Source organism: Tepidimonas fonticaldi, from assembly GCF_007556755.1.
GTDB classification, from domain to species: domain Bacteria; phylum Pseudomonadota; class Gammaproteobacteria; order Burkholderiales; family Burkholderiaceae_C; genus Tepidimonas; species Tepidimonas fonticaldi.
The window spans coordinates 23,974-49,590 of record NZ_VJOO01000011.1 but is presented as its reverse complement, the minus strand read 5'-3'; the positions used below and the strand labels follow the sequence as shown (position 1 = coordinate 49,590).

At 69.1% G+C, this 25,617-nt stretch carries 32 protein-coding genes and 2 tRNA genes; 24 read left to right on the top strand and 10 right to left on the bottom strand.

Translation table 11 applies throughout. From position 1 onward, the window contains the following. The first annotated feature begins 14 nt into the window (after positions 1–14). The 5 genes from Tfont_RS07265 (at position 15) to tatC (ending at position 2,455) form a co-directional block, all read left to right on the top strand. A complete protein-coding gene (locus tag Tfont_RS07265) occupies positions 15–377 on the top strand; it encodes a DUF4870 family protein (protein WP_185974492.1) in 363 nt (120 codons plus the stop codon). Positions 378–410: 33 nt separating this feature from the next. Further along, on the top strand, positions 411–770 hold the full coding sequence (locus Tfont_RS07260; protein ID WP_068606195.1) for a histidine triad nucleotide-binding protein: 360 nt from the start codon (positions 411–413) through the stop codon (positions 768–770). A gap of 118 nt (positions 771–888) precedes the next feature. Continuing rightward, on the top strand, positions 889–1,125 hold the full coding sequence (tatA, locus tag Tfont_RS07255; RefSeq protein ID WP_068606197.1) for a Sec-independent protein translocase subunit TatA: 237 nt from the start codon (positions 889–891) through the stop codon (positions 1,123–1,125). A 16-nt stretch (positions 1,126–1,141) separates the two neighbouring features. Then, a complete protein-coding gene (gene tatB, locus Tfont_RS07250) occupies positions 1,142–1,642 on the top strand; it encodes a Sec-independent protein translocase protein TatB (protein WP_068606199.1) in 501 nt (166 codons plus the stop codon). Between the two features lie 3 nt (positions 1,643–1,645). Beyond that, complete coding sequence (tatC, locus tag Tfont_RS07245) at positions 1,646–2,455, top strand: twin-arginine translocase subunit TatC (protein ID WP_068606201.1); 810 nt, start codon at positions 1,646–1,648, stop codon at positions 2,453–2,455. A 5-nt stretch (positions 2,456–2,460) separates the two neighbouring features. On the opposite strand, the gene Tfont_RS07240 is transcribed toward tatC, so the two are convergent. Beyond that, positions 2,461–3,600 (bottom strand): S1C family serine protease, encoded by a 1,140-nt coding sequence (locus Tfont_RS07240; RefSeq protein WP_068606206.1) that lies wholly within the window; start codon positions 3,598–3,600, stop codon positions 2,461–2,463. Positions 3,601–3,725: 125 nt separating this feature from the next. On the opposite strand from Tfont_RS07240, the gene Tfont_RS07235 reads away from it, so the two are divergent. The 9 genes from Tfont_RS07235 to Tfont_RS07195 all read left to right on the top strand — a co-directional run bounded on the left by Tfont_RS07235 (position 3,726) and on the right by Tfont_RS07195 (position 10,091). Beyond that, entirely contained in the window at positions 3,726–3,872 is a 147-nt protein-coding gene (locus tag Tfont_RS07235; protein ID WP_082955236.1) for a DUF3149 domain-containing protein, read from the top strand. Positions 3,873–3,905: 33 nt separating this feature from the next. Next, the gene (locus Tfont_RS07230; RefSeq protein ID WP_143968935.1) at positions 3,906–4,706 is read left to right on the top strand and encodes a Nif3-like dinuclear metal center hexameric protein; all 801 of its coding nucleotides are present in this window, start codon (positions 3,906–3,908) and stop codon (positions 4,704–4,706) included. Next, entirely contained in the window at positions 4,706–5,764 is a 1,059-nt protein-coding gene (gene pdxA, locus Tfont_RS07225; protein ID WP_143968934.1) for a 4-hydroxythreonine-4-phosphate dehydrogenase PdxA, read from the top strand. The genes Tfont_RS07230 and pdxA overlap by 1 nt, the downstream gene beginning before the upstream one ends. 132 nt (positions 5,765–5,896) lie before the next feature. Beyond that, on the top strand, positions 5,897–6,496 hold the full coding sequence (gene petA / locus Tfont_RS07220) for a ubiquinol-cytochrome c reductase iron-sulfur subunit (protein ID WP_068606209.1): 600 nt from the start codon (positions 5,897–5,899) through the stop codon (positions 6,494–6,496). A 41-nt stretch (positions 6,497–6,537) separates the two neighbouring features. Next, entirely contained in the window at positions 6,538–7,959 is a 1,422-nt protein-coding gene (locus tag Tfont_RS07215) for a cytochrome b (RefSeq protein ID WP_068606210.1), read from the top strand. Positions 7,960–7,979: 20 nt separating this feature from the next. Next, positions 7,980–8,750: a cytochrome c1 gene (locus tag Tfont_RS07210; protein ID WP_143968933.1), complete on the top strand. Its 771-nt coding sequence runs from the start codon at positions 7,980–7,982 to the stop codon at positions 8,748–8,750. A 99-nt stretch (positions 8,751–8,849) separates the two neighbouring features. Next, positions 8,850–9,461 (top strand): glutathione S-transferase N-terminal domain-containing protein, encoded by a 612-nt coding sequence (locus tag Tfont_RS07205; RefSeq protein ID WP_068606212.1) that lies wholly within the window; start codon positions 8,850–8,852, stop codon positions 9,459–9,461. After that, entirely contained in the window at positions 9,461–9,952 is a 492-nt protein-coding gene (locus Tfont_RS07200; RefSeq protein WP_143968932.1) for a ClpXP protease specificity-enhancing factor, read from the top strand. Before Tfont_RS07205 ends, Tfont_RS07200 begins: the two co-directional genes overlap by 1 nt. 63 nt (positions 9,953–10,015) lie before the next feature. Beyond that, positions 10,016–10,091 (top strand) — tRNA-Thr (locus Tfont_RS07195). Between the two features lie 110 nt (positions 10,092–10,201). Here Tfont_RS07195 and Tfont_RS07190 read toward each other — a convergent pair. The 5 genes from Tfont_RS07190 to Tfont_RS07170 all read right to left on the bottom strand — a co-directional run bounded on the left by Tfont_RS07190 (position 10,202) and on the right by Tfont_RS07170 (position 13,908). Beyond that, positions 10,202–10,294 (bottom strand) — tRNA-Ser (locus tag Tfont_RS07190). Positions 10,295–10,363: 69 nt separating this feature from the next. Next, on the bottom strand, positions 10,364–11,656 hold the full coding sequence (locus Tfont_RS07185; protein WP_143968931.1) for a tryptophan--tRNA ligase: 1,293 nt from the start codon (positions 11,654–11,656) through the stop codon (positions 10,364–10,366). A gap of 38 nt (positions 11,657–11,694) precedes the next feature. Beyond that, a complete protein-coding gene (locus tag Tfont_RS07180) occupies positions 11,695–12,363 on the bottom strand; it encodes a site-2 protease family protein (RefSeq protein ID WP_068606705.1) in 669 nt (222 codons plus the stop codon). A 34-nt stretch (positions 12,364–12,397) separates the two neighbouring features. Further along, a complete protein-coding gene (locus Tfont_RS07175) occupies positions 12,398–13,033 on the bottom strand; it encodes an L-threonylcarbamoyladenylate synthase (protein ID WP_143968930.1) in 636 nt (211 codons plus the stop codon). 17 nt (positions 13,034–13,050) lie between these two features. Then, positions 13,051–13,908, bottom strand: a complete 858-nt coding sequence (locus tag Tfont_RS07170) for a 3',5'-nucleoside bisphosphate phosphatase (protein ID WP_143968929.1) — start codon at positions 13,906–13,908, stop codon at positions 13,051–13,053. Between the two features lie 36 nt (positions 13,909–13,944). Between Tfont_RS07170 and murJ the strand changes: the two genes are divergently transcribed. Then, the gene (gene murJ / locus Tfont_RS07165; RefSeq protein WP_143968928.1) at positions 13,945–15,507 is read left to right on the top strand and encodes a murein biosynthesis integral membrane protein MurJ; all 1,563 of its coding nucleotides are present in this window, start codon (positions 13,945–13,947) and stop codon (positions 15,505–15,507) included. Between the two features lie 4 nt (positions 15,508–15,511). After that, complete coding sequence (locus Tfont_RS07160) at positions 15,512–16,363, top strand: SirB1 family protein (protein WP_068606697.1); 852 nt, start codon at positions 15,512–15,514, stop codon at positions 16,361–16,363. Positions 16,364–16,417: 54 nt separating this feature from the next. Here the strand turns inward: Tfont_RS07160 and purM are convergent, their stop codons facing one another. Continuing rightward, positions 16,418–17,449 (bottom strand): phosphoribosylformylglycinamidine cyclo-ligase, encoded by a 1,032-nt coding sequence (purM, locus tag Tfont_RS07155; protein ID WP_068606695.1) that lies wholly within the window; start codon positions 17,447–17,449, stop codon positions 16,418–16,420. A 70-nt stretch (positions 17,450–17,519) separates the two neighbouring features. Here purM and Tfont_RS07150 point away from each other — a divergent pair, with 70 nt between their 5' ends. The 5 genes from Tfont_RS07150 to folK all read left to right on the top strand — a co-directional run bounded on the left by Tfont_RS07150 (position 17,520) and on the right by folK (position 22,186). Then, positions 17,520–18,623 (top strand): AI-2E family transporter, encoded by a 1,104-nt coding sequence (locus Tfont_RS07150; RefSeq protein WP_313906460.1) that lies wholly within the window; start codon positions 17,520–17,522, stop codon positions 18,621–18,623. Then, a complete protein-coding gene (gene hda, locus Tfont_RS07145; protein ID WP_143968927.1) occupies positions 18,624–19,310 on the top strand; it encodes a DnaA regulatory inactivator Hda in 687 nt (228 codons plus the stop codon). Positions 19,311–19,432: 122 nt separating this feature from the next. Further along, positions 19,433–20,107: an HAD family hydrolase gene (locus tag Tfont_RS07140; protein ID WP_143968926.1), complete on the top strand. Its 675-nt coding sequence runs from the start codon at positions 19,433–19,435 to the stop codon at positions 20,105–20,107. Continuing rightward, positions 20,104–21,717 carry a polynucleotide adenylyltransferase PcnB gene (gene pcnB / locus Tfont_RS07135; RefSeq protein ID WP_143968925.1) on the top strand — a complete coding sequence of 538 codons (1,614 nt, stop codon included), beginning with the start codon at positions 20,104–20,106 and terminating at the stop codon, positions 21,715–21,717. The genes Tfont_RS07140 and pcnB overlap by 4 nt, the downstream gene beginning before the upstream one ends. Next, positions 21,710–22,186 carry a 2-amino-4-hydroxy-6-hydroxymethyldihydropteridine diphosphokinase gene (gene folK, locus Tfont_RS07130; RefSeq protein WP_143968924.1) on the top strand — a complete coding sequence of 159 codons (477 nt, stop codon included), beginning with the start codon at positions 21,710–21,712 and terminating at the stop codon, positions 22,184–22,186. Before pcnB ends, folK begins: the two co-directional genes overlap by 8 nt. A 33-nt stretch (positions 22,187–22,219) precedes the next feature. Here the strand turns inward: folK and Tfont_RS07125 are convergent, their stop codons facing one another. The 3 genes from Tfont_RS07125 to pdxH form a co-directional block, all read right to left on the bottom strand. Further along, positions 22,220–22,480: a Txe/YoeB family addiction module toxin gene (locus Tfont_RS07125; RefSeq protein ID WP_143968923.1), complete on the bottom strand. Its 261-nt coding sequence runs from the start codon at positions 22,478–22,480 to the stop codon at positions 22,220–22,222. Next, positions 22,477–22,728, bottom strand: a complete 252-nt coding sequence (locus Tfont_RS07120) for a type II toxin-antitoxin system Phd/YefM family antitoxin (RefSeq protein WP_068606681.1) — start codon at positions 22,726–22,728, stop codon at positions 22,477–22,479. The genes Tfont_RS07125 and Tfont_RS07120 overlap by 4 nt, the downstream gene beginning before the upstream one ends. A gap of 143 nt (positions 22,729–22,871) precedes the next feature. Then, complete coding sequence (gene pdxH / locus Tfont_RS07115; RefSeq protein ID WP_143968922.1) at positions 22,872–23,504, bottom strand: pyridoxamine 5'-phosphate oxidase; 633 nt, start codon at positions 23,502–23,504, stop codon at positions 22,872–22,874. Positions 23,505–23,549: 45 nt separating this feature from the next. Here pdxH and Tfont_RS07110 point away from each other — a divergent pair, with 45 nt between their 5' ends. The 3 genes from Tfont_RS07110 to plsX all read left to right on the top strand — a co-directional run bounded on the left by Tfont_RS07110 (position 23,550) and on the right by plsX (position 25,594). Then, positions 23,550–24,203, top strand: a complete 654-nt coding sequence (locus tag Tfont_RS07110) for a YceD family protein (protein WP_185974490.1) — start codon at positions 23,550–23,552, stop codon at positions 24,201–24,203. A gap of 99 nt (positions 24,204–24,302) precedes the next feature. Further along, positions 24,303–24,485, top strand: a complete 183-nt coding sequence (rpmF, locus tag Tfont_RS07105) for a 50S ribosomal protein L32 (RefSeq protein ID WP_068606675.1) — start codon at positions 24,303–24,305, stop codon at positions 24,483–24,485. A 56-nt stretch (positions 24,486–24,541) separates the two neighbouring features. Beyond that, the gene (gene plsX, locus Tfont_RS07100) at positions 24,542–25,594 is read left to right on the top strand and encodes a phosphate acyltransferase PlsX (RefSeq protein WP_143968920.1); all 1,053 of its coding nucleotides are present in this window, start codon (positions 24,542–24,544) and stop codon (positions 25,592–25,594) included. Positions 25,595–25,617: the final 23 nt, after the last annotated feature.

Here is a 25,617-nt window from a genome sequence, read left to right as displayed (position 1 = left end):
TGCAGGAGGCGCCCATGTCGACCCCGCCCGTGATCGACGTCACCCCCAAGACGCCCGAGCAGCTCGCCAGCCTGCGCCGGCTGACGCTGGCGGTCTACATCCTCTATGCGGCATCGTGGTTCGTCGCCGTGACCGCGCTCGTGGGCATCATCGTCAACTACGTCAAGCGCGAGGATGTCGCCGGCACCCTCTACGAGAGCCATTTCACCTGGCAGATCCGCACCTTCTGGTGGAGCCTGCTGTGGGCCGCGCTCGGCTTTCTCACGCTCGTCCTCGGGGTGGGCGCGGTGATTCTGCTCGCCGCGGCCGTCTGGTCCCTGTACCGGTTGGTCAAAGGTTTTCTGTACTGGAACGACCGCCGGCCCATGCCCGTCTGATCCGCACTCCTTCCGATCCCGACCCGACCGACCATGTCGCACGACCCCAACTGCATTTTTTGCAAGATCGTCGCCGGCCAGATCCCCAGCCGCAAGGTGTACGAAGACGACGAGCTGTACGCCTTCCACGACATTCAGCCCTGGGCGCCGGTGCATTTTTTGATCGTCCCCAAGGCGCACATCCCGTCCATGGCCCAGTTGACCGCCGAGCACGAGCGCCTGATGGGCCGCCTGATGGTGCTCGCCCCGCGTCTGGCGCTGGAGCAGGGCTGCCAGCCGTACCCGGAAGGGGGGTTTCGCATCGTCGCCAACACCGGCGAGCACGGCGGGCAGGAGGTGCACCACCTGCACGTGCACGTCATCGGCGGCCCGCGCCCCTGGCGCAAGGGCTGACCCCATCCCCGAGCCCTTTCGGGCACAATCGCGGCATTCCCGCGTCCGGGCGAACCCCCGGCGCTGCGTAGAATCAAACACGGCATCGGGGCCGGCTGCCCCGTCGTTGGAGTAGAACATGGGCAGTTTTTCCATTTGGCACTGGCTGGTCGTCCTGCTGATCGTGGTGCTGGTCTTCGGCACCAAGAAGCTCAAGAACATCGGGTCCGACCTGGGCAGCGCGGTCAAGGGCTTCAAGGACGGCATGCGCGACGGCAGCGCGCCGGAGTCGTCGTCCACCGCCACGGCGCAGGTGGGACAGGACAAGGCGGCCGAAAAGACCACCATCGACGTCGACGCCAAGACCAAGTCGTGAGCGCGGCCACCCCCGCATGATCGACCTCGGTATCTCCAAGCTCGCCCTCATCGGGGTCGTGGCGCTCGTCGTCATCGGCCCCGAGAAGCTGCCGCGCGTGGCCCGCACCGTGGGCGCGCTGCTGGGCAAGGCGCAGCGCTATGTGGCCGAGGTCAAGGCCGAGGTCAACCGCACCATCGAGCTCGAAGAGCTCAAGCGCATGAAAGAGGCGGTCGAAAAGACCGCCCGCGACGTCGAGACGCAGGTCAGCTCGACCGCGGCCGAGTTCGAGCGCGAATGGTCCGAAGTGACGGCCGGGCTCGAAGGCCAATCGTCGTCGAGCGCATCGACGTCCTACGACGATCTGGCGTCCATCGGTGCGCCGGTCTATCCCGAATATCGGCGGCCGAAAAAGAACTTCCGCCTCAAGCGCCAGGCCGTGCCCCAGTGGTACAAGGCCCGCGCCGGCGTGCGCACCCGGGCCCTGTCCGGCGCGGCGCGCGTGGCGCGCTACCGTCCCAAGACTCCCCTGCGCTGATCCATGGCCGATCCCCGAGACTCCGCCGACGAGCTCGCCGGCACCGAGCAGCCGTTCGTCGCGCACCTGATGGAACTGCGCGACCGCATCCTATACGCCCTGGGGGGCGTGGGGGTGTGCATGGTGCTGCTCGCCATCTGGCCCGGCCCGAGCGGCCTGATCGACCTGATCGCCGTGCCGATCCGGGCGCACATGCCGCCGGATGTCAAGCTCATCGCGGTCGGGGTGTTCACCCCGTTTTTCGTGCCGCTCAAGGTTCTGATGATGGCGGGGCTGCTGCTGGCGCTGCCCTGGGTCATCTACCAGATCTGGGCGTTCGTCGCGCCGGGCCTGTACAGCCACGAAAAGCGCTTTGCCCTGCCGCTCATCATCATCGGCAGCCTGCTGGCCTACCTGGGCATCGCGTTCGTCCAGTTTTTCGTGCTGGACAAGATGTTCGCCTTCATCCAGGGCTTTACCCCGGCCAGCGTCAACGCCACGCCGGACATCGCGTCTTACGTGGAGGCGATTCTGTCGCTCTACCTGGCCTTCGGTCTGGCCTTCCAGGTCCCGGTGGTGGTGATGCTGTTGGTCCGCTTCGAGATGGTGTCCATCGAGAAGCTCAAGTCCTTTCGCGGCTACTTCATCGTCGTGGCCTTCATCATCGCGGCGGTGGTCACCCCGCCCGACGTGATTTCGCAGCTGGCGCTGGCCATCCCGATGTGTTTGCTGTACGAATTGGGCATCATCGGCGCGCGCTGGTTCGCGCGCGGCAAACCCAGCGCCGAAGCGGACGAAACCGCTTCCGCGACCGACGGCCCCTCGTCGTCGTGACCGCGTCAACGCGCGGCGGCTGACGGCCGGCGCGCGGGGACGACGGTCAGTGTGCGCGCGCCGTCTCGCCGCTGTACTTCCAGCTCGGCGGGTGTGCCGGGTTTGAGCGCCGCCACCGCGGCGAGCAGGCCCGCCACATCCCGGATGGGCGTCTGCTCGACGCGGCCGATGACATCCCCCGGGCGGATGCCGGCATTGGCCGCAGGCCCGTCCTGCAGGACGCCCGTCACGATCACCCCGCTGGCCTGCGGCACGCCAAAATGCTCGGCCAGCTCGGGTGTCAGCTCCTGCGGCTCGACGCCGATCCAGCCGCGCGTGACGGCGCCGTCGCGCACGATGGCCTCCATCACCTCCCGCGCCGTCGCCATCGGGATGGCAAAGCCGATGCCCATCGAGCCGCCCGAGCGGGAATAGATCGCCGTGTTGATGCCGACCAGGTGCCCCTCGGCGTCCACGAGCGCCCCGCCGGAGTTGCCCGGGTTGATCGCCGCATCGGTCTGGATGAAGTTTTCGAAGGTGTTGATGCCAAGCTGGCTGCGCCCCAAGGCACTGACGATGCCCGCCGTCACCGTCTGGCCCACGCCGAACGGATTGCCGATGGCCAGCACCCGGTCGCCCACCTCGAGCGATTCGGATCGCCCCAGCACGATCACCGGCAGATCGGGCAGGGCGATGCGCAGCACCGCCAGATCGGTATCGGGGTCGGTGCCGATGACCTGGGCCGGTGCCTGCCGGCCGTCGCTGAGCTGCACGAGGATCTCGTCCGCCTCTTCGACCACATGGTTGTTGGTCAGGATGTAGCCGGCGGGGCTGACGATCACGCCCGATCCCAGCCCGGCCTGGGGTTGGAATTCCGGCCGTTCGCCAAAGAAGAACCGGAACCACGGCTCCTGGGCATGCGGGTGCCGCACCGCCTTGCTCGTGCTGATGCTCACCACCGCGGGAGCGGCCGCCCGCGCCGCGGCACTCAGGCTGGCCCCGGCGATGGTGGGGCTGCGCGTGTCGGGCCCGACCTCGAAGACCGGCACCACGCTCGACAGCGAGGGCCGCTGGGTCAGCCAGTGCGGTTTGAGCGTCGCCACCACGAACCAGATGGCCAGCAGCACGGTGACGGTCTGGGAGAAGATCAGCCAGTGGCGCTTCATGGACACTTTCCGCCGGCAGCCCGCCGGCCAAACCCCTGTTTGCATCAGGGTTGATATGGGTCAATGCGCCTGTCGCCGTCCGCGGCTCCAATAGGCAAGCGGTTCAAATGACGCAGGAGCGCAGTATGAAAGCAATTGTGGACCTTTTTTCGACCGATTACGGGCTCATGAGCGCGGGGGTGATTGCCTTCATCGTCGTCATGGCGGTGTGGTTCTACCGCTTCTTCTCGCGCAAGATGGCCGAGTCCGAGCGCGCCGCTGGCAAGTCCTGACGATCGGCGCGCGGGCGGTGCGACAATCCGCCCATGCAGGATCTGCCCCTCTCCGCCGCGGACGTTGCGTCCGGTGGCACCACCCGTGACGCGCTGTTGGCCGCGCTGGACGCGCTGCTGGAGCCGGCGCGCTTTCAGGACTATGGCCCCAACGGATTGCAGGTCGAGGGGTGCCGGCCGATCCGCCGCCTGGTCAGCGGCGTCACCGCCAGCCTGGCCTTGATTGAAGCGGCCATCGACGTCGGTGCCGATGCCATTTTGGTGCACCACGGCTTGTTTTGGCGCGGACAGCGCGGCACCGTCACCGGCTGGATGAAAACCCGCCTGCAGCGGCTGCTGGCGCACGACATCAATCTGTACGCCTACCACCTGCCGCTCGATGCGCATGCCGAGCTGGGCAACAACGCCCAACTCGGGCAGCGCCTGGGCTTCGCGCCGCTGGGCGAGGGGTGGGGACGGTTTGGCGAGCAGCAGCTCGGCTTCCTGGGCGGGTGCGACGCGCCGGATGCGGCGGCACTGGCCGCCCGCGTCGAGGCGGCGCTGGGCCGGCGCGTCACCTGCGTGGCGGGGGACGGCCGGCCGATTCGCCGCGTGGCCTGGTGCAGTGGCGGGGCGCAGGGCTATTTCGAGGCGGCCATCGCCGCCGGCGCCGATGCCTTTTTGACCGGCGAGATCTCCGAACCCCAGGCGCACTTGGCGCGCGAGTGCGGCGTGGCTTTCCTGGCGTGCGGGCACCACGCCACCGAGCGCTACGGCGCGCCCGCCGTTGGCGCGCATGTGGCCGCCCAGCTCGGCATCGAACACCGTTTCATCGACATCGACAATCCCGCCTGATGGACGCGCCCCGCTTGTCCGCTGACGGGGGCGACGCCCCCATCGCCATCACCATGGGGGATGCGGCCGGCATCGGGCCGGAGATCGTGGCCGAGGTGTTCCGGCGCTGGCCCGAGTGGTCGTCCCGCTGCGTGGTGGTGGGGGATGTGGCCGTGATGCGGCGGGCGGCGCAGGTGGGCGGGGGGCTGCTGCCGATCGCCGTGCTGGACGGGCCGGCGCAGGCGGGGCGTGTGCCGCCGCGGTGCGTGCCCGTGTGGCCCGTGGTGTCGATTCCGGCGCTGCCGCGCTTTGGCGAGGTCAGTGCCGTGGCGGGCCGGGCGGCCGCCGATGCCGTCATCGCCGCCGCCCAGGCCGCGCTGCGCGGGGAGGTCAGCGCCCTCGTCACGGCCCCCCTGCACAAGGCGGCGCTGGCCGCTGCCGGCGTCGATGTGCCCGGCCACACCGAGCTGCTGCAGCGCATCGCCGCGCAGGCGCGCGGCCTGTTGCCTGCCGAGCTGCCGGTGCGCATGATGTTGTCGAACGATGTGCTGCGCACCGTGCTCGTCAGCATCCACATCCCTTTGCGCGCCGCGATCGAGGCCGTCACCGAGGCGGCGGTGTGGGAGACGCTGCGCATCACCCACGACCATTTTTGCGGGCTGCTGGGCTGGCCGCGCTGCCGCATCGCTGTCGCGGGGCTCAATCCGCACGCGGGCGAGGGCGGGCTGTTCGGGCGGGAGGAGATCGACGCCATTGCCCCGGCCGTCGCTCGCGCGCAGGCCGCCGGGTGGGCGGTCACCGGCCCGCACCCCCCCGACACCGTGTTCATGCGCGCGCGGGCCGGGGAGTTCGACGTGGTCGTCGCCATGTACCACGACCAGGGCCTCATCCCGGTGAAGTACCTGGGCCTCGAGCGGGGCGTCAACACCACGCTGGGCCTGCCGTTCGTGCGCACCAGCCCCGACCATGGGACGGCGTTCGACCTGGCGGGGCGGGGGCTGGCCGATCCCTCCAGCCTACTGGCGGCGCTGGAGTCGGCCTGGGCGATGCGTGCACGGCGGGCGACGGCGGCGGTTTGACCTGCCGACGTCACGGATCAGGGTTTGTCCGAACGGCGATCCCTTACAATGCGCAGCGGCTTTTGTGCGCAGGCCGCCCGGTGGCGGTGCGCGCGTCCCGTCTTGCTCCAGCATTTCAGAAAGACCTCCCCCATGAGCGAAGCCAACCTAGACCAAGACCGCCGGACCTGGCTGATCACCTCGTGTGCCGTGGGTGGCGCGGGCGTGGCCGCCGCTGCGGTCCCCTTCGTCCGTTCGTTCTCGCCGTCCGAGCGCGCCAAGGCCGCCGGCGCCTCGGTGGAGGTGGACGTGTCCAAGCTCCAGCCTGGCGAGAAGGTCGTCGTGGAATGGCGGGGCAAGCCGGTGTGGGTGATGCGCCGCACGCCGGAGCAACTGGCGTCGCTGGAGCAAGTCGAGTCTCAACTGGCCGACCCCGCATCCGACCGCAAGGCGTATCCGACGCCGCCGTATGCGAAGAACCGGCACCGCTCGATCAAGCCGGAAATCCTCGTCGCGGTGGGCATTTGCACGCACCTGGGCTGCTCGCCCGTGGACAAGCTGCAGCCCGGTCCGCAGCCGTCGCTGCCGGACGACTGGAAAGGCGGTTTCCTGTGCCCCTGCCACGGCTCCACCTTCGACATGGCGGGCCGGGTGTTCAAGAACAAGCCGGCGCCGGACAACCTCGAAGTGCCGCCGCACCACTACGTCTCGGACACGGTCGTGCTGATCGGCGAAGACCCGCCCAAGGCCTGATCCGCCGCGTTTGCACCGAATCCACGCACTAGGGAACCACCATGGCCGAATTCAAGGAAGCCCCCCCCAACGCGTCGCGCGGCGAGCAGCTCCTGACCTGGATCGACAACCGCTTCCCGTTGTCGAAGCTCTACAAGGAGCACCTGTCCGAATACTACGCGCCGAAGAATTTCAACTTCTGGTACTTCTTTGGCTCGCTCGCCCTGCTGGTGCTGGTGATCCAGATCGTCACCGGTATCTTCCTCGTCATGCACTACAAGCCGGACGCCTCGCTCAACGCGGCAGGCGTCCCCGTGGCCTTCGCCTCGGTCGAATACATCATGCGCGACGTGCCGTGGGGCTGGCTGATCCGCTACATGCACTCCACGGGCGCTTCGGCGTTCTTCATCGTGGTGTACCTGCACATGTTCCGCGGCCTGATCTACGGCTCGTACCGCAAGCCGCGCGAGCTGGTGTGGATCTTCGGCTGCGCGATTTTCCTCGCGCTCATGGCCGAGGCCTTCATGGGCTATCTGCTGCCCTGGGGCCAGATGTCGTACTGGGGTGCGCAGGTGATCGTCAACCTGTTCTCCGCCATCCCCTTCATCGGCCCCGATCTGGCGATCCTCATCCGTGGCGACTTCGTCGTCAGCGATGCGACGCTCAACCGCTTCTTCAGCTTCCACGTCATCGCCGTGCCGCTGGTGCTGCTGGGTCTGGTGGTCGCGCACATCATCGCGCTGCACGAGGTGGGCTCCAACAACCCGGACGGCATCGAGATCAAGGCCACCAAGGGGCCGGACGGCAAGCCGCTGGACGGCATCCCCTTCCATCCGTACTACACCGTGCACGACATTCTGGGCGTGTCGGTGTTCCTGATGGCGTTCTCGGCGATCGTCTTCTTCGCGCCGGAGCTGGGCGGCTACTTCCTCGAATACAACAACTTCATTCCGGCCGATCCGATGGTGACGCCGCCGCACATCGCGCCGGTGTGGTACTTCACGCCGTTCTACTCGATGCTGCGCGCGACCACGACCGAGATGATGTACGTGCTCGTCGCGGTGGTGCTGATTGCGGCCGTGCTGGGGGCGATCAAGTCGTCCATGGGCCCGGTGGGCAAAGGCGGCCTGCTCGGCGGCGCGGTGGTGCTGTCCGCGCTGATGCTCAGCATCGACGCCAAGTTCTGGGGCGTGGTCGTGATGGGCGGCGCGGTCATCATCCTGTTCTTCCTGCCCTGGCTGGACTACAGCCCGGTCAAGTCGATCCGCTACCGCCCGAGCTGGAACAAATACCTGTACGCGCTGTTCGTCGTCAACTTCCTGATCCTGGGCTACCTGGGCGTGCTGCCGCCGTCGCCGGTGGGTGAGCGCGTCTCGCAGGTGGGCACGCTGTTCTACTTCGGCTTCTTCCTGCTGATGCCGTGGTGGAGCCGCCTGGGCGAGTTCAAGCCCGTTCCGTCCCGCGTCAACTTCCAGGCCCACTGAAACTCGAGGAGTCGAATCCCATGAAGCGATGGATTGCCACGGGTCTGGTGGCCCTCGGTGCGATGTTCGGGGCGTCCGGCGCGCTGCACGCCGCAGGCGCAGGCTTCCCGATGGACAAGGCCCCGCGCCTGACCAACGATCTGGCTGCGCTGCAAAACGGCGCCAAGATCTTCACCAACTACTGCCTGAGCTGCCACTCGGCGTCGTTCGTGCGCTACAACCGGCTGACCGAAATCGGCCTGACGGAAAAGCAAATCCGCGAGAACCTGATGTTCACCACCGAAAAGGTGGGTGACCAGATGATCGCCGCGATCGACCCCAAGCAGGCCAAGGCCTGGTTCGGCGCGCAACCGCCGGATCTGTCGCTGGTGGCCCGCTCGCGCGCCGCGCAACTGAGCTACAGCGGCACCGACTATCTGTACACGCTGCTGCGCGGCTACTACCGCGACCCCAACCGCCCCACGGGCTGGAACAACGTCGCCTTCCACAACATCGGCATGCCCCACCCGTTGTGGGAGCTGCAGGGCGAGCGCAAGCCGGTGTTCGAGAAGGTCTCCAGCCACGGCCACGAGGTGGAAGTCTTCCGCGGGTGGGAAGTCGTCAAGCCCGGAAAGCTGACCGAGGCGGAATACGACCGCACCGTCGCCGAGCTGGTCGCGTTCCTGGAATGGATGGGCGAGCCCGCCAAGAATGACCGCATCCGCCTTGGTGTGTGGGTGCTGATCTTCCTGGGCGTGTTCACCTTCATCGCCTGGCGCTTGAACGCCGCCTACTGGAAGGACGTCAAGTAATCCCCATCTGACCGCGTGCCAGCGCGCGGTCCGCGCAGTGGGTGAGCCAGCCGGCAGGCGGCCATCCACTGTTTTCTTTTGTCGAGGAGCGAACACACCATGATGGTTCTGTACTCGGGCACCACCTGCCCGTATTCGCACCGTTGTCGTTTCGTGCTGTTCGAGAAGGGCATGGATTTCGAGATCCGCGACGTGGATCTCTACAACAAGCCCGAGGACATCGCGGTCATGAACCCCTACGGCCAGGTACCGATCCTGGTCGAGCGCGACCTGATCCTGTACGAATCCAACATCATCAACGAGTACATCGACGAGCGCTTCCCGCATCCGCAGCTCATGCCGGGCGACCCGGTGGACCGTGCGCGCGTGCGGCTGTTCCTGCTCAACTTCGAGAAGGAGCTGTTCTCGCACGTCTCGGTGCTGGAGCAGCGCACGCCCAAGCCGACCGATAAACAGATCGAGAAGGCCAAGGCCCACATCCGCGACCGCCTGACCCAGTTGGCCCCCGTGTTCCTGAAGAACAAGTTCATGCTGGGGGACAACTTCTCCATGCTGGACGTGGCGATCGCCCCGCTGCTGTGGCGCCTGGACCACTACGGCATCGAGCTGAACAAGAATGCCGCCCCGCTGCTGAAGTACGCCGAGCGTATCTTCTCGCGGCCGGCCTACATCGAGGCCCTGACGCCGTCCGAAAAGGTCATGCGCAAGTGATGGACACCGATCTGCCCTCCACGCGCCCGTACCTCATCCGTGCCCTGCACGAATGGTGCACGGACGGGGGCTTCACGCCCTACATCGTGGTCGCGGTGGACGAGCGCGTGCAGGTGCCGCGCGAGTTCGTGCGCGACGGTCAAATCGTCCTCAACGTCAGCTTCGACGCCACCAGCGGCCTGCGGCTGGGCAACGACGTGGTCGAGTTCAAGGCCCGCTTTGGCGGGGTGCCGCGCGACGTGGTGGTGCCGGTGGACCATGTGATCGCCATTTACGCGCGCGAGAACGGGCAGGGCATGGCCTTTCCCGCCCCGCAGCCGGCCTCGGCGGATACGCCGTCCCAGCGGCTGCAGGTGGTGGCCAGCGACGAGGCACGTGAGCCGACCGATACCCCGGCCGACGCCCCCGCTGAGACCGCCCACGACGGCGGCGATGGTGATGGCCACCCGGCACGTGGCGGCAAGCGCCCGACGCTGACCCGGATCAAGTGATCCCGGCAGGGCTACAATGGAGCCCTGCCCGACGGGCGACCCTGCGCACGGGTTGCCCGCTCAGCCGCTTTAGCTCAGTTGGTAGAGCACCCGCCTTGTAAGCGGTAGGTCGTCTGTTCGAGTCAGACAAGCGGCACCAAGCAACGTGCGCACTCCCGCCTCTCTTGTCGAGGCAGTTCCCCGCCATCCCACGAAGCCACGCTGAAAAAACAAAACCCTTTCCGGCTGTCGTCGGAAAGGGTGGATTCGTGGCGGAGAGAGAGGGATTCGAACCCTCGATACGGGGAAGACCCGTATACCGGATTTCGAGTCCGGCGCATTCGACCACTCTGCCATCTCTCCGCGGTCGACAAGCCTGCTATTGTAGCAGGCTAGAGGGAGCGGTTTTTGGGGGCGATCGGCCCGCAGCGTTCAGGCCTCGCGCAGCAGGGCCAGAGCAGCATCGATGCGTTCGGCCGGCGCGTACGCCTCGAGCAGTGCGTGCAGATCCGGGGAGCCGCTCCAGCCTTCGGCCTTGAGGCGGGCGACGGCCTGTCCCGCGGCCTTGGGCGAGTCGAACCCCGTGCTTTGCAGCAGCACATGGCCCTTGGCGTCGGTCAGCTTGAAATAGAAGCGGCCGTCGCTTTCGCGGTACTGCTTGAAAACCGGCGGTGCGACCTTGGTGCCGGTTGCCTCGGCGGCGGGGGGCGGGGCCAGGTCGTCCAGGGGCCGCAGACCGACGGCGGCGCGCAGCCGTGCGGTGAACGGCGTGGCCTGCACGCGCGCCTTGGCCGCGCCCGCGCGCAGCAGGGCCTCCACCCGCTGCGGGTGCGCCATCAGGTCGTCGTAGGTCGCGCGCATGGGGGCGATTTCGCGGTCGATGCGCTCGAACAGCCGCTCTTTGGCCTCGGCCCAGGCGATGCCGGCAGCAAAGTCGCGCGCCAGGGCGGCGGTTTCCTCGGCCGTGGCGAAGGCCTGGTAGATCTGGAACAGCGCCGAGCCCTCGGTGTCTTTGGGTTCGCCCGGCGCGCGGGAGTCGGTGACGATGCCCATGATGAGCCGCCGCAGCTGCTCGCGCGGGGCGAACAGCGGGATGACGTTGTCGTAGCTCTTGCTCATCTTGCGGCCGTCCAGGCCGGGCAGGGTGGCCACCTGTTCGTCGATCACGGCCTCCGGCAGCGTGAAATGCTCGCCGTAGTGGTGGTTGAAGCTGGAGGCCAGATCGCGCGCCATTTCGATGTGCTGGATCTGGTCGCGGCCCACGGGCACGCGGTGCGCATTGAACATGAGGATGTCGGCCGCCATCAGCACGGGGTACATGAACAGGCCCATGGTGACGCCGTCGTCGGCGTCGCGCCCGTCGGCGGTGTTTTTGTCCACCGCCGCCTTGTAGGCGTGGGCGCGGTTGAGCAGCCCCTTGCCGCAGACGCAGGCCAGCAGCCAGGTCAGCTCCGGGATTTCGGGGATGTCGGACTGGCGGTAGAAGGTGACGCGCTCGGGGTCCAGTCCGCAGGCGATCCAGGTGGCGGCGATTTCCAGCGTGGAGCGCTGCACGCGCGCCGGGTCGTGGGTGGAGATGAGGGCGTGGTAGTCGGCGAGGAACAGGTAGCTGTCGATGTCCGGCTCGCGGCTGGCACGCACCGTGGGGCGGATGGCGCCGACGTAGTTGCCCAGGTGCGGGGTGCCGGAGGGTTTGATGCCGGTGAGGACGCGGACGGTGGTCATGGGGGAACGGTGGGGGTGGAGCGGGCCGGGGCCCGCACTCAGAACAGCAGCCAGCGCAGCGGCGTGAGCAGCCACTCGATGGCTTGGGCGGTGATCTGCATGAGCGGGCGCAGCCACAGGGTGCTGACCACGCCGGTCACGACCAGCGCCAGGACGATGAAAAAGCCATACGGCTCGACGCGCGACAGCGTCATGGCCGGGCGCATGGGCAGCAGGCCGACCAGGATGCGCCCGCCGTCCAGCGGCGGCAGCGGGAACAGGTTGAAGGCGAACATCACCAGATTGACCAGGACGCCTGCGCGGGCCATGCCGTTGAAGAACGGCTCCTGCACGTCCAGCGCGACGAGCAGGTAGCCCGCGGCGGCCCAGGCGATGGCCTGCGCCAGATTGGCCGCCGGGCCCGCCAGGGCCACCCAGACCATGTCGCGCTTGGGGTGGCGCAGCCGACCGAAGTTGACCGGCACCGGCTTGGCGTACCCGAACAGAAAGGCCCCGGCCGTGGCGAAGTACAGCAGCAGCGGCATGGCGATGGTGCCGATCGGATCGATGTGCCGCATGGGGTTGAGCGTGATGCGGCCCAGCCGCTCGGCCGTCGGGTCGCCAAAGTGGCGCGCGGCGTAGCCGTGCGCGGCTTCGTGCACGGTGATGGCAAACAGTACCGGCAGCGCGTAGATCGCGACGGTCTGGATGATCTGGGCCAGGTCCATGGCGGGATTGTCGCAGGTGGCGCGGGTGCGGGCCTTACAGGCCCAGCGGTGCGAGCGGTCCGCGCCCGATGCGCAGCACCTCGGGGTCGCCGCCGGTGCCCATCGGCGTCAGATCGACGACGGTGGTGGGCTCCAGCGGGCAGGCGCCGGCGTCGATGACGGCGGCCACGGCGTGTTCCAGCCGTTCGCGGATGGTGTGCGCATCGTTCAACGGCCCCTCGTCGCCCGGCAGGATCAGCGTGGTGCCGAGCAGAGGGGCGCCGTGCAGGGCCAGCAGTTCGCGCAGGGCGCGGTGTTCGGGCACGCGCAGGCCGATGGTCTTGCGCGAGGGGTGGCTGACGCGGCGCGGGACTTCCTTGCTCGCCTCCAGGATGAAGGTGTACGGCCCCGGCGTGGCGGCCTTGAGCAGGCGGTACTGGCGGTTGTCTACCCGTGCATAGGCGGCCAGCTCGGACAGGTCGCGGCACAGCAGCGTCAGGTGGTGGCGCTCGTCCACGCCGCGGATGCGCCGCAGCCGTTCCACGGCCGCCTTGTCGTCCAGGTGGCACACCAAGGCGTAGCTGGAGTCCGTGGGCACGGCCAGCACGGCGCCGCCTTGCAGGGCCTGGGCCGCCTGGCGCAGCAGGCGGGGTTGCGGGTTGTCCGGGTGGACTTCGAAAAACTGGGCCATGCGCGCCGTCCCCGGCGTCAGTGCTGGATGCGGTGGGCCAGCAGCTCCCACACGGGGGTCAGTCGACCGTCCAGGTAGGGCAGGGCGCCCAGGTCGGTGTGCGACTCGTCGGGGCTGTGGAAGTCGCTGCCGCGCGAGGCGGCCAGCCCAAACTCCAGCGCCATGTCGGCATAGCGCACGGCCTCGGCGCTGCTGTGGCTGCCGGTGACCACCTCCACCGCCCGGCCGCCGTGCGCCGCGAATTCGGCGAACAGCGCGTATTCCTGCGTGGGGTTGGGGTGGGCATAGCGCGCCGGATGGGCGATGACGGCGATGCCGCCGGCCTGGGTGATCCAGCGCACGGCGTCGCCCAGGGTGGCCCAGTGGTGTTCCACGTAGCCAGGTTTGCCCTCGGTCAGAAAGCGCCGAAACACCTCGTGCGTGTCGTGGCAGACGCCCGCCTCGACCAGAAACCGCGCAAAGTGCGTGCGCGAGATGAGCTCTGGGTTGCCCACGTATTTGAGCGCGCCTTCGAACGCGCCCCGGATGCCGACGGCGGCGAGCTGGTCCGCCATCTCGCGCGCGCGCCGCTCGCGCCCGCCGCGCGTGTGTGCGAGGCCCTGCATGAGTTGGGGATCGTCCGGGTCCACCCCCAGGCCGACGATGTGCACCGTCAGGCCGGCGAAGGTGACCGAAATTTCCACGCCGCTCAGGTAGGGCAGGCCGAGTGCGTGGGCCGCCGCTGCCGCCCGGTGCTGGCCGCCGACCTCGTCGTGGTCGGTCAGCGACCACAGCTCCACCCCGTTGGCTTTTGCGCGCTCGGCCAGCGCCTCGGGCGCAAGCGTGCCGTCGGAAACCGTGGAGTGGCAGTGCAGATCGGCGTTCAGAATGGTCATGTCGGGCCATTGTAGGCGCGCGGCTACACTCGCGCCGTGTCGCTGTTCAAATCCGCTTCGATCGTCTCGCTGCTGACGCTGGCGTCGCGCATCACCGGCCTGGTGCGGGAGCTGCTGATCGCCGCTACCTTCGGGGCCAGTGCGCTGACCGACGCCTTCAATGTCGCGTTTCGCATCCCCAATCTGCTGCGCCGCTTGTTTGCCGAGGGGGCGTTTTCGCAGGCGTTCGTGCCGGTGCTGGCCGCCACGCGCGAGACGGATGGCGACGCCGCCACGCGCGAGCTGATCGACCGCGTGGCGACGCTGCTGGTCGCGGCGTTGCTGCTGACCTGCGTGATCGGGGTGGCTGGCGCCCCGCTGCTGGTGTGGGCGATGGCGGCGGGCCTGCAGCAAAACCCGCACGGCTTCGACGTGGCCGTGGTGCTGACGCGCTGGATGTTCCCCTACATTGGCTTCATGTCGCTGGTGGCGCTGAGTGCCGGCATCCTCAACACCTGGCGGCGCTTTGCGGTGCCGGCTGCGACCCCGGTGCTGCTCAACGTGGCCATGATCGGCGCGGCGTGGTGGGGGGCGCCGGTGCTGGGGCGCTGGGGCCTGGAGCCCATCTATGCCCTGGCCGGTGGCGTCATGCTGGGGGGGGTGCTGCAGCTGGGCGTGCAGATCCCCGCGCTGGCGCGGCTGGGGCTGCTGCCCCGTGTGCGGTTGACCCGCGCGGGGCTGCGCGCCGGCTGGCAGCACCCGGGCACGCGCCGCATCCTGACGCTGATGGGGCCGGCCCTGCTGGGGGTGAGCGTGGCCCAGGTGTCCCTGTTGATCAACACCCAGATCGCGTCGCATCTGGCCACGGGCAGCGTGTCGTGGCTGACCTACGCCGACCGGTTGATGGAGTTTCCCACGGCGCTGCTGGGGGTGGCGCTGGGGGTGGTGCTGTTGCCGCAGTTGGCGGCGGCGCAGGCGGCGGGCGACGGTGACCGGTACAGCCGCCTGCTGGACTGGGGGTTGCGCTGGGTGGTGCTGCTGGCCGTGCCCAGCGCCGTCGGGTTGCTGGTGTTTGCCCAGCCGCTCGTGGCGGTGCTGTACCACTACGGTGCTTTCACGGCGGCCGATGTGCGGCAGACCGCGCAGGCGTTAATGGGGTACGGCGTGGGGCTGCTCGGGCTGATCGCCATCAAGGTGCTGGCGCCGGGCTTCTATGCCCGGCAGGACATCCGCACGCCGGTGCGCATTGCCGTGGTGGTGTTGATCTTCACCCAGGTGATGAATGCGGTGCTGGTGCCGCATCTGGCCCATGCGGGACTGGCGCTGGCGATTGGCCTGGGGGCGCTGCTCAACGCCGGGTGGCTGCTGACCGGGCTGGTGCGGCGGCGGGCCTATGTGCCGCAGCCGGGCTGGGGCCGTTTTGCGTTGCAGGTGCTGGCCGCCGCCGTGGTGCTGGCGGTGTACCTGCTGTGGCTGGCGCAGGCGTATGACTGGACCCACCCCGACGGTCGCGCGTTGCGCGCGGCGGTGCTGACCGCCGGTGTGCTGGGGGCCGGCGCGGCCTACTTTGGGGTGTTGGCCCTGGCCGGTTTGCCGTTGCGCCAGTTTGTGCGAAAGTAGCGGCATGAACTGGGCCGCGCGGGCACCTTCTTCGCTCGACTACTTCGCCTCGCTGGTGGCGCAGGACGAGGGGTTTCCGTTGCTGGAGGCCACGGCCGCCGTCGCTTTGGATGAGTATCCCGACCTCGACGTCCAGGCGGTGCTCGACGGGGTGGACCGGCTGCTCGAGCGGCTGCGCCGGCGCCTGCCGGCAGACGCGGGGCACCTGCACCGGCTGCGCGTGCTCAACCAATTTTTCTTTCACGATCTGGGGTTTGGCGGCAACGTCAACGACTACTACGACCCGGAAAACAGCTATCTGCACACGGTGCTGCGCACCCGCCGCGGCATCCCGATCAGCCTGGCGGTGATCTGGCTGGAACTGGCGCAGGGCATCCGTTTGCGCGCGGCCGGGGTCAACTTCCCCGGGCACTTTTTGGTCAAGGTCAATCTGCCGCAGGGGCAGGTGATTCTGGATCCGTTCACCGGCCACTCCCTCAGCCGCGAGGATCTGGCCGAGCGGCTGGAGCCCTACAAGCGCCGCAACGGGCTGGTGGACGACTTCGATGTGCCGGTGGGCCTGTATCTGCAGGCCGCGGCGCCGCGCGACATCGTGGCGCGGGTGCTGCGCAACCTGAAGGAGATCCACCGCACGCAGGAGGACTGGCAGCGCCTCATTCCGGTGCTCGACCGCCTGATCGTGCTGCTGCCCGAGGCCTGGACCGAGGTGCGCGATCGCGGACTGGCCTGGGCCGAACTGGGGCAGCCCAGCCGGGCGCTGCCGGATCTGGAGGCGTACCTGGCCCACGCCGACGATCCGCTGGAAGCGGATGCGATTGCCCAGCGCGTGCGCGAGCTGCGCGGCGGGGCGGCCTGACGGCGAGGGGTTGGAGGATGGATGGGGCGGCCGCCCCCGTGGACGATAGGCCCGTCAGCGCACGATGACGGCGGCCCCGTCGCCGCGCGGCGCGATGGTGCCGATGGGATAGACCGTCTCGCCCTGCGCGCGCAGGGTCGCCGCCGTGGCGTCGGCGTGGTCGGCTGCGACCACCACCACCATGCCGATGCCGTTGTTGAAGGTGCGGTTCATCTCGTGGTCGTCGATGCCGGCGGTGCGCTGCAGCCAGCCGAACAGTTCGCTCTGCGGCCAGCTGCCCTTGACCAGGTGCGCCGCCAGCCCCTCGGGCAGCACACGCGGGATGTTTTCCAGCAGGCCGCCGCCGGTGATGTGCGCCAGCGCCTTGATCGGGTGTTGCTGCAGCGCGGCCAGCACCGGCTTGACGTACAGCCGCGTCGGGGCCATGACGGCCTCGCGCAGCGGCCGGCCGTCCAGCGTGGCCGGCAGGTTGGCGCCGGCGCGCTCCAGGCACTTGCGCACCAGGCTGAAGCCGTTGGAGTGCACGCCGTTGGAGGCCAGGCCCAGCACCACGTCGCCGGCGCGCACGTCGGCGCCGGTGAGGATGCGCGACTTTTCCACCACGCCGACGCAGAACCCCGCCAGGTCGTACTCGCCGGGCGGGTACATGCCGGGCATCTCGGCGGTCTCGCCGCCGATCAGCGCGCAGCCGGATTCCTCGCAGCCGCGGGCGATGCCGGCCACCACGCGCGCGGCGGTGTCGACGTCGAGCTTGCCGCAGGCGAAGTAGTCGAGGAAGAACAGCGGCTCGGCCCCCTGCACCAGCACGTCGTTGACGCTCATCGCCACGAGGTCGATGCCGACGCCGTCGTGCATGTCCCACTCGAAGGCGAGCTTGAGCTTGGTGCCGACGCCGTCGGTGCCGCTGACCAGCACCGGCTCGCGGTAGCGCTTGGGGACCTCGAACAGCGCGCCGAAGCCGCCGATGCCGGCCAGCACCCCCTCGCGCATCGTGCGGCGGGCCAGCGGCTTGATGCGCTCGACGAGCGCGTCGCCGGCGTCGATGTCCACGCCGGCGTCTTTGTAGGAGAGGGGTGTCGTGTTCATGGGGTCGGTAGAATCCCCGCGATTGTACGGGTGCCCCGGTCGGCCGCGATGGGGGCGTTTGCCCGCCGCCGTGACCGCCCCGATGCTGCTGACCGATTCCCAACGACAGGTTCTGCTGTGGCTGGCCCTGGCCGTCGCCGGCTGGTGGGGGGTGTCGCTGCTCGCGCCGGTGTTGTTGCCGTTCGTGGTGGCGGCGGTGTTGGCCTACGCGCTGCGGCCGGTGGTGGCGTGGTTGGCCGCGCGCCGGGTGCCCCAATGGCTGGGCGCCGGGCTGGCCATCGCCCTGCTGATGCTGGTGCTGTTGGCAGTGGTGCTGATCATCGTGCCGGTCGTCACCCAGCAGTGGCCCTTGCTGCGCGAGCAGATTCCGCCGCTGTTGGAGCGGCTCAATACCTGGCTGGTGCCGCTGGCGCAGCGCCACGGGTTCGACATCGCCATCGACGTGGAGGGCGTGCGCGCGCTGCTGCGGCGCCTGATCAGCGGCCATGAGGGGCAGTTGCTGGACCATGTGCTCGCGTCGCTGCGCATCGGCGGCAGCGCGATGCTTGCGGTGCTGGGCAATCTGGTGTTGATGCCGGTGGTGGCCTACTACCTGCTGATCGACTGGGAGGCGGTGGTGACGCGCTGCCGCGCGCTGGTGCCGCCGCCGTGGCGCCCGGCCGTCGGGCGGTTTCTGGCCGAGGCCGATGCGGTCCTGGGGCAGTACCTGCGCGGTCAGTTGCTGGTCATGGGGGCGCTGGCGGTGTTCTACGCCGTCGCCTTGGCGCTGGTGGGCCTCAAGCTCGCGGTGCCCATCGGGGTCTTCACGGGGCTGGCGGTGTTCGTGCCGTATCTGGGCTTTGGGCTGGGGCTGGTGTTGGCCCTGCTCGCGGCGCTGTTGCAGTTTCAGAGCCTGCTGGGCGTGCTGCTGGTCGCGGCGGTGTACGGGGCGGGGCAGGTGATCGAGAGCTTTTTTCTCACCCCCCGGCTGGTTGGCGAGCGCATCGGGCTGCACCCCATCGGCGTTATCTTTGCCCTCATGGCGTTTGGGCATCTGTTCGGCTTCGTGGGCGTGTTGATCGCGCTGCCCGCATCGGCGGTGCTGCTGGTGGCCGTGCGGCGCGTGCAGGGCTTGTACGTCAGCAGCCCGTTGTACCGCCCGCGCGACGCGGCGCACTCGCCGGAGGAGGACTGAGTGGAGCAGCTCGTCCTCGACCTGGGGCTGGCGCCCATGCCGACCCTGGCCAACTTCGTGCCCGACGGCAACGAGCCGGCCTGGGAACACCTGCGGCTGTGGGTTCAGGCGCAGCCGCGCGCGCCGCTGCCCATTTATCTGTGGGGGCCGGCCGGCAGCGGCAAGACGCACCTGCTGCGCGCCGTGGCCCAGTCGCTGCTGGGGCGGGGCGAGTCGGTGGGCTGGCTGGGGGCCGAGGTGACCCGTCCGGCGCCTTTCGACGAACGGTGGTCGGCCGTGCTGCTGGACGATGTGCAGCTCTACACGGCCGCTCAGCAGGCCGCGGCCTTCAATTGGTTCGTCAACGCCCAGTCCCCGGCGGTTGGGCCGCAGCGTGCGGTGCTGGCGTGCGGCGACCGCCCCCCGGCCGATCTGCCGTTGCGCGAGGATTTGCGCAGTCGCCTGGGCTGGGGCCATGTGTTCCAATTGCAACCGCTGGACGAGCCGGCGCGCCGCGCCGTGCTGCGCCGCGCGGCCGATGCCCGGGGCATCGCGCTGTCCGACGAGGTCATGGACTTCATGCTCAACCGCTTTGCGCGCGATCTGTCCAGCCTGATGGCGCTGCTGGACCGGCTGGATGGCTATGCGCTGCGCACCCAGCGCGCCATCACCATCCCGCTGGTGCGGGCGATGCTGGCGGCCGAGTGAGCGCGCATCGACCGTGCATGGACCGCCGAATGACGCCGATGGATTGCCTCGCTACGATGACCCCGACCGCCGTACCCGTTCCGTCACCTGCCGCCACCTCGCCACAAAGCACGAGGGGCCGAGTGGGCATCGCCCTGTTCGACCTGGACCACACGCTGCTGCCGCTCGATTCGGACTACGCCTGGGGTGAGTTCACCACCCGCATCGGGTGGACCGATCCGGTGGATTTTGCGCGGCGCAACGACGCCTTTTTTGCCGATTACCAGGCGGGCCGGCTGGATGTGCATGCCTATGTGCGCTTTGCCACCGACGCGGTGCGCGTGCGCGGCCCGCAGGCGGCCGCCGAGGCGCACGCGCGCTTCATGGCCGAGGTGATCGAGCCGGCGATTCGGCCCGCTGCCCGCGCCTTGCTGGCCGCGCACCGCGAGCGTGGCGACCGGGTGGCCATCGTCACCGCCACCAACGAGTTCGTCACCCGACCGATTGCCCGCGCGCTGGGGGTCGAGACGCTGATCGCCGTGGAGCTGGAGCGCGGCCCCGACGGCTGGATCACCGGGGCCATCCGTGGCGTGCCCTCGTTTCGCGAGGGCAAGGTCACGCGCGTGGCGCAATGGCTGGCGGCCCAGGGGCTGGACTGGGACGGCGTGCATGTGACCTTTTATTCCGACTCCACCAACGACCTGCCCCTGCTGGAGCGCGCCGACGTGCCCGTCGCCACCAATCCGGGGGCGGGTTTGCGTCAACTGGCGCGCGAGCGCGGCTGGCGCATCCTGGACCTGTTCGACCCTCTCCCATGATCAAGACGCTGATCGACAAACTGCTGGACAAAACGGTGCGCCCCACCTTGCGCCGGTCCCGCTTTGGCAAGCGCGAGGACGTGCCGGTGTCCGTGCACGGCATCGACCCCTCGCTGGTCGATGGCCGGGCGCTGGACGTGGTGCACACCCTCAAACGCGCGGGCTACGAAGCCTACATCGTGGGCGGCGCGGTGCGCGACCTGCTGCTGGGCCTGCGGCCCAAGGACTTCGACGTTGCCACCAACGCCACGCCGGAGCAGGTCAAGGCGCTGTTTCGGCGCGCTTTCATCATCGGGCGGCGTTTTCGCATCGTGCATGTGGTGTTCGGCCGCGGGCGGGAGCACGAGGTCATCGAGGTTTCCACCTTCCGGGCCTACCTCGATTCGGCGGCGGCCGAGCCCGTGGTGGGGGATGAGCGCTCCAAACGCGCCCTGGCCGGGGTGTCGCTGGCGGTGGACGCCAGCGGCCGCGTGCTGCGCGACAACGTCTGGGGGCCGATCGAGCAGGACGCGGCGCGGCGCGACTTCACCATCAACGCCATGTACTACGACCCGGAGACCGAGACCGTGGTCGATTTCCACCAGGGCATTCGCGACGCCCGCAAACGCGTGCTGCGCATGATCGGGGACCCGCCCACCCGCTACCGCGAGGATCCGGTGCGCATCATCCGCGCCGTGCGTTTTGCGGCCAAGCTCAGCGGGCTGGGCTTCAAGCTCGACGACAAAACCCGCGCGCCCATGGCGGCGCACCTGCCGCTGCTGGCCGACGTGCCGCCGAGCCGGCTGTTCGACGAGATGCTCAAGCTCCTGCAGACCGGGCACGCGATCGCCAGCGTGGAGGCGCTGCGCGCCAATGGGCTGGCGCGCGGCATTTACCCGCTGCTGGATGTGGTGGTCGAGCGGGGGGAGGATCCCTTCGTGCGCGCGGCGCTGCAGGACACCGATCGCCGCGTGGCCGAGGGCAAGCCGGTGGCGCCGAGCTTTTTGCTCGCCTGCGTGCTGTGGCAGGACGTGCGCACGGCGTGGCAGCGTCGCTTGGGCGAGGGGGTGCCGCCGTTTCCGGCCCTGGCCGAGGCGGTGGACGAGGTGTTCGAGTCGCGCATCGGCGATGTCTCCGGCCGCGGCAAGCTCGGCGCCGACATGCGCGAGATTTGGATGATGCAGCCGCGCTTCGACAAGCGCACGGGGCAGAGCCCCTTCACGCTGGTCGAGCAGCCGCGCTTTCGGGCGGGCTTCGATTTTTTGCGCCTGCGTGCGCAGGTGGGCGAGGTGGAGGAAGAACTCTCGCACTGGTGGGAGACCTTCAGCCTGGCGGGCGAAGCCGTGCGGCGCGACATGGTGGAGGCCGTCCGGCTGGAGCAGCAGCGTGCCAAGGCGCCCGGCAAAGCCCCGCGCAGCCGCCGCCGGCGCGCCGACGACCCCACCGGGGACGAGGCCATGGCACCCGTCGCACCCGCCGTACCGGAGGCGGTGGTGCCGTCCCCGGATGGTCCGGATGGCGAGGCGCCAAGCCCGACCGCACCGCGCAAGCGTCGCCGGCGTCGGCGCAAGCCCGCTGGCGGCGGCGAGGGTGGGGGCACCCCGGCCGATGGCGGGGCACCCGATGCGTGATGCCGTCACGGCCTACATTGGCATCGGCGCCAACCTGGGCGACGCCCCGGCGCAGGTGCGGGCCGCGCTGCAGTGGTTGGATGAGCTGCCGCAGACACGGCGCATCGCCGCTTCGGGCCTGTGGCGCACCGCGCCGGTGGATGCCGACGGGCCGGACTATTGCAATGCGGTCGCCGCGGTGTCCACCCACCTGAGCGCCCCGGCGCTGTTGCAGGCGTTGCATGCGCTGGAGGCCCGCGCCGGCCGCGAGCGTCCGTATCGCAATGCCCCGCGCACGCTGGATCTGGACCTGCTGCTCTACGGCAGCGCACGCATCCAGTCCCCGCACCTCACCGTACCCCACCCGCGCATGGGGCAGCGCGCGTTCGTGCTGATGCCGCTGGCACAGATTGCGCCCGACCGGGTGCCGGCCGATGCGCTGAAGGCGGTGGCGGGCCAGGCCATCGAGCCGATGGCGTCCCCGGCCTGATCGACCTCCGTCGGGGTGGCAACCGGCGGGATCTCAGCCCAGGTAGTGATACCGCAGCTGTGCAATCAGCAGCGCGTCCGCCTCTGTCCTATACACCATCCGGTGTTCGTCGGTGATGCGCCGTGACCAGTAGCCTGTCAGGGCGTGTTTCAAGGGTTCGGGCTTGCCGATGCCGCTGAAGGGCTCGCGCTGGACTTCCTTGATCAGTTTGTTGATGCGCTCGACCATCCGCCTGTCTTGCTGCTGCCAGTGGAGATAGTCCTCCCAGGCGGCATCGGCAAAGATCCGCTTCATTCCGCCAGCGCCCGTTCGCTGCCACCCCCTGCGTTGAGCTGCTCGATGGCCCCGAGCAGCCGTTGTGCGTTGGCGGGGCTGCGCAACAGGTAGGCGGTCTCTTCGAGGGCGTTGTAGTCTTCGAGGGACAGCATCACCACCGACCGCTCACCCTTGCGGGTGATGATCAGCGGTGCGTGGTCGTTGCACACACGGTCCATGGTGCTGGCCAAGTTGGCCCGGGCGGCGGAGTAGGTGATGGCGTCCATGGGAGTGCATTGGTCATGTTGTACGTGCAATTGTACGTTTGCGGGCTCCCGATGTCGAGACCGCTCACGAGGGTAAGGATGGCCGACATGGCAGCCCGGTTGGACTCGATGGGACCGAAGCAGCCCGACGCCGCGGGCCGGGCTCAGGGCGCCAGCCGCTCCCGGATCCAACGCCCGCTCTCCAGCCGGTAGCGCAGCCGGTCGTGCAGCCGGCTCTTGCGGCCCTGCCAGAACTCCCAGGCGTCGGGTTTGAGGCGGAAGCCGCCCCAGTGCGGCGGCCGCGGCGGGTTCATCAAAAATTGCGCGGCATATTTGGCGGCGTTGGCCACCAGCACGCCGCGCCCGTCGATCACCTGACTCTGGGGGCTGGCCCAGGCGCCGATGCGGCTGTCCAGGGGGCGGCTGGCGTAGTAGGCGTCGCTTTCCTCGGGGCTGACTTTCTCGACCACGCCCTCGATGCGCACCACGCGCTCCAGCTCCACCCAGTGGAACTGCAGCGCCGCGTACGGGTTGCCGGCCAGCTCACGGCCCTTGCGGCTGTCGTAATTGGTGTACCAGACGATGCCGCGCTCGTCGTAGCCCTTGATGAGCACCACGCGGGTGCTCGGGCGCAGGTCGCTGCCGACGGTGGCCAGCGTCATGGCGTTGGGCTCGGGCAGCTCGGCGCGGATGGCCTCGTGCAGCCACTGCTCGAACTGGCGCAGCGGATCGGCGTGCGAGGCGTCCTCGCTCAGCTCGGCCTTCTCGTAGCTCTTGCGCAGATCGGCGATGTTCATGGCGGCAGTATGGCATGGCTGACCCGGCGGGGGATAATCCGCCGTATGCGTGTCCCCAACCCCCATGCCGCCGAGCCCCATGACTGGATCGACGTCGATGCGCTGACGCGCCGCGGCGACGGCCTGTCGGGGGTGTTTGCCCTGATCCGCTTGCCCCGCGTGCTGGCCGACGCCCCCGATCTGCCCGGGCAGGCGCAGGAGGCCGTCCGCTGGCGCGTGCATGCCGAATGGCGCGATCCGCCGCCGGCGGTGGCGGCGGCCGTGCGTGCGCTGGCCGGTGGGCGACGCGCGGCGGTGCCGCGGCAGTTGTGGTTGCATCTGCAGGCGGAGGGTCGGGTGCCGCTGGTTTGTCAGCGCTGTCTGGATCCGTACTGGCAGCCGGTGATGGTGGATCGCTGGTTCCGCTTCGTCGCCAACGAGGCCGCGGCCGAGGCGGAAGACGAATCCTGCGAGGAAGATTTGCTGGTGCTCGACGGTCCGCGCTACCCCTTGCTGGAGCTGGTGGAGGAGGAGCTGCTGCTGGCTGCGCCGCTGGTGCCGCTGCACGAGGTGTGCCCGCGCCCCCTGCCGCTGGCGGTGGGCGATGCTCTCGGGGCGGGTCTTGGGGCGGGAGGGGAGGCCGCGGCCCCCGTATCGCCCGCATCGCGTCCGAATCCCTTCGAGGCGCTGGCGGCCCTGAAGGCTGGGCGCCGCTCCTGACCGAAGGGATCCGCCCGCCCATGGAATTTGTGCTCGCAAGAACGGTCCGGGTATAATGCAGGGTTTTCTTAGCCAGCACTCGTATTCCAGGAACCGATCATGGCCGTTCAGCAAAACAAGAAGTCGCCGTCCAAGCGCGGCATGCACCGCTCGCACAATGCGCTGTCGGCGCCGGGCATCGCCGTCGAGCCCACCACCGGCGAGACGCACCTGCGCCACCACATCAGCCCCAACGGCTTCTACCGCGGCCGTCAGGTCCTCAAGAACAAGTCCGAGGCTTGATCTCCACGGCGGACATGGGCGGCGCGGCGTCGAGCGTGCGGTCGCCTGAAACTGCCGTGATCCGGATCGCCGTCGATTGCATGGGGGGGGATCACGGCCCCTCCGTGACTCTGCCGGCCTGCGCCGCCTTTTTGGCGGCGCACCCTCAGGCGCGCCTGCTGCTGGTGGGTCGCCCCGAAGTGCTGTCCGCGCTGCCGCCGGGGCTGGACGCCAGACGTTGCACCGTCGTGCCCGCGGCGGAGGTCGTCGAGATGGACGATCCCGTCGAGGTTGCCCTGCGCCGCAAGAAAGATTCGTCCATGCGCGTGGCCATCGCGCAGGTCAAGGACGGGGCGGCGGATGTGGCGGTGTCGGCCGGCAACACCGGGGCGCTGATGGCCATCGCGCGCTATGTGCTCAAGACGCTGGACGGCATCGACCGCCCGGCGATCGCCACCCAAATGCCCAACGCGGCCGGCGGCGCGACCACCGTGCTGGATCTGGGGGCCAACGTCGATTGCTCCGCGGAGCATCTGCTGCAGTTTGCCGTCATGGGCTCGGCCCTGGTCGCCGCCAATGGCCGCGAAAACCCGAGTGTGGGCCTGCTCAACATCGGGGAAGAGGTCATCAAGGGCAACGACGTCATCAAGCGCGCCGGCCAGTTGCTGCGCGAGGCGGCCGCCCGCGGCGACCTCAATTTCCACGGCAACGTCGAGGGCAACGACATCTTCAAGGGCACCACGGACATCGTCGTCTGCGACGGCTTCGTGGGCAATGTCGCGCTCAAGGCGAGCGAGGGCCTGGCCAGCATGATCGGGGCCTTCCTGCGCGAGGAGTTCGGGCGCGGCTGGCATTCGCGGCTGGCGGCGCTGGTGGCGTGGCCGGTGCTCGCGCGCTTCAAGCGCCGCGTGGATCACCGCCGCTACAACGGGGCGGCGTTGCTTGGTCTGCGCGGACTGGTTTTCAAGAGCCACGGCTCGGCCGATGCGTTTGCCTTCGAGCAGGCGCTGCGGCGCGCGTATGATGCGGCCGAGGCCCGGTTGCTCGAGCGCGTGCAGCGCCGCATCGCCCGGGCGGCGCCCCTGATGGCGACGCCGTCGGGCGAGTCGCCGGCTGCCACCCCCCTCTGAGCGGGCGCTCCGTCGTCCATTGC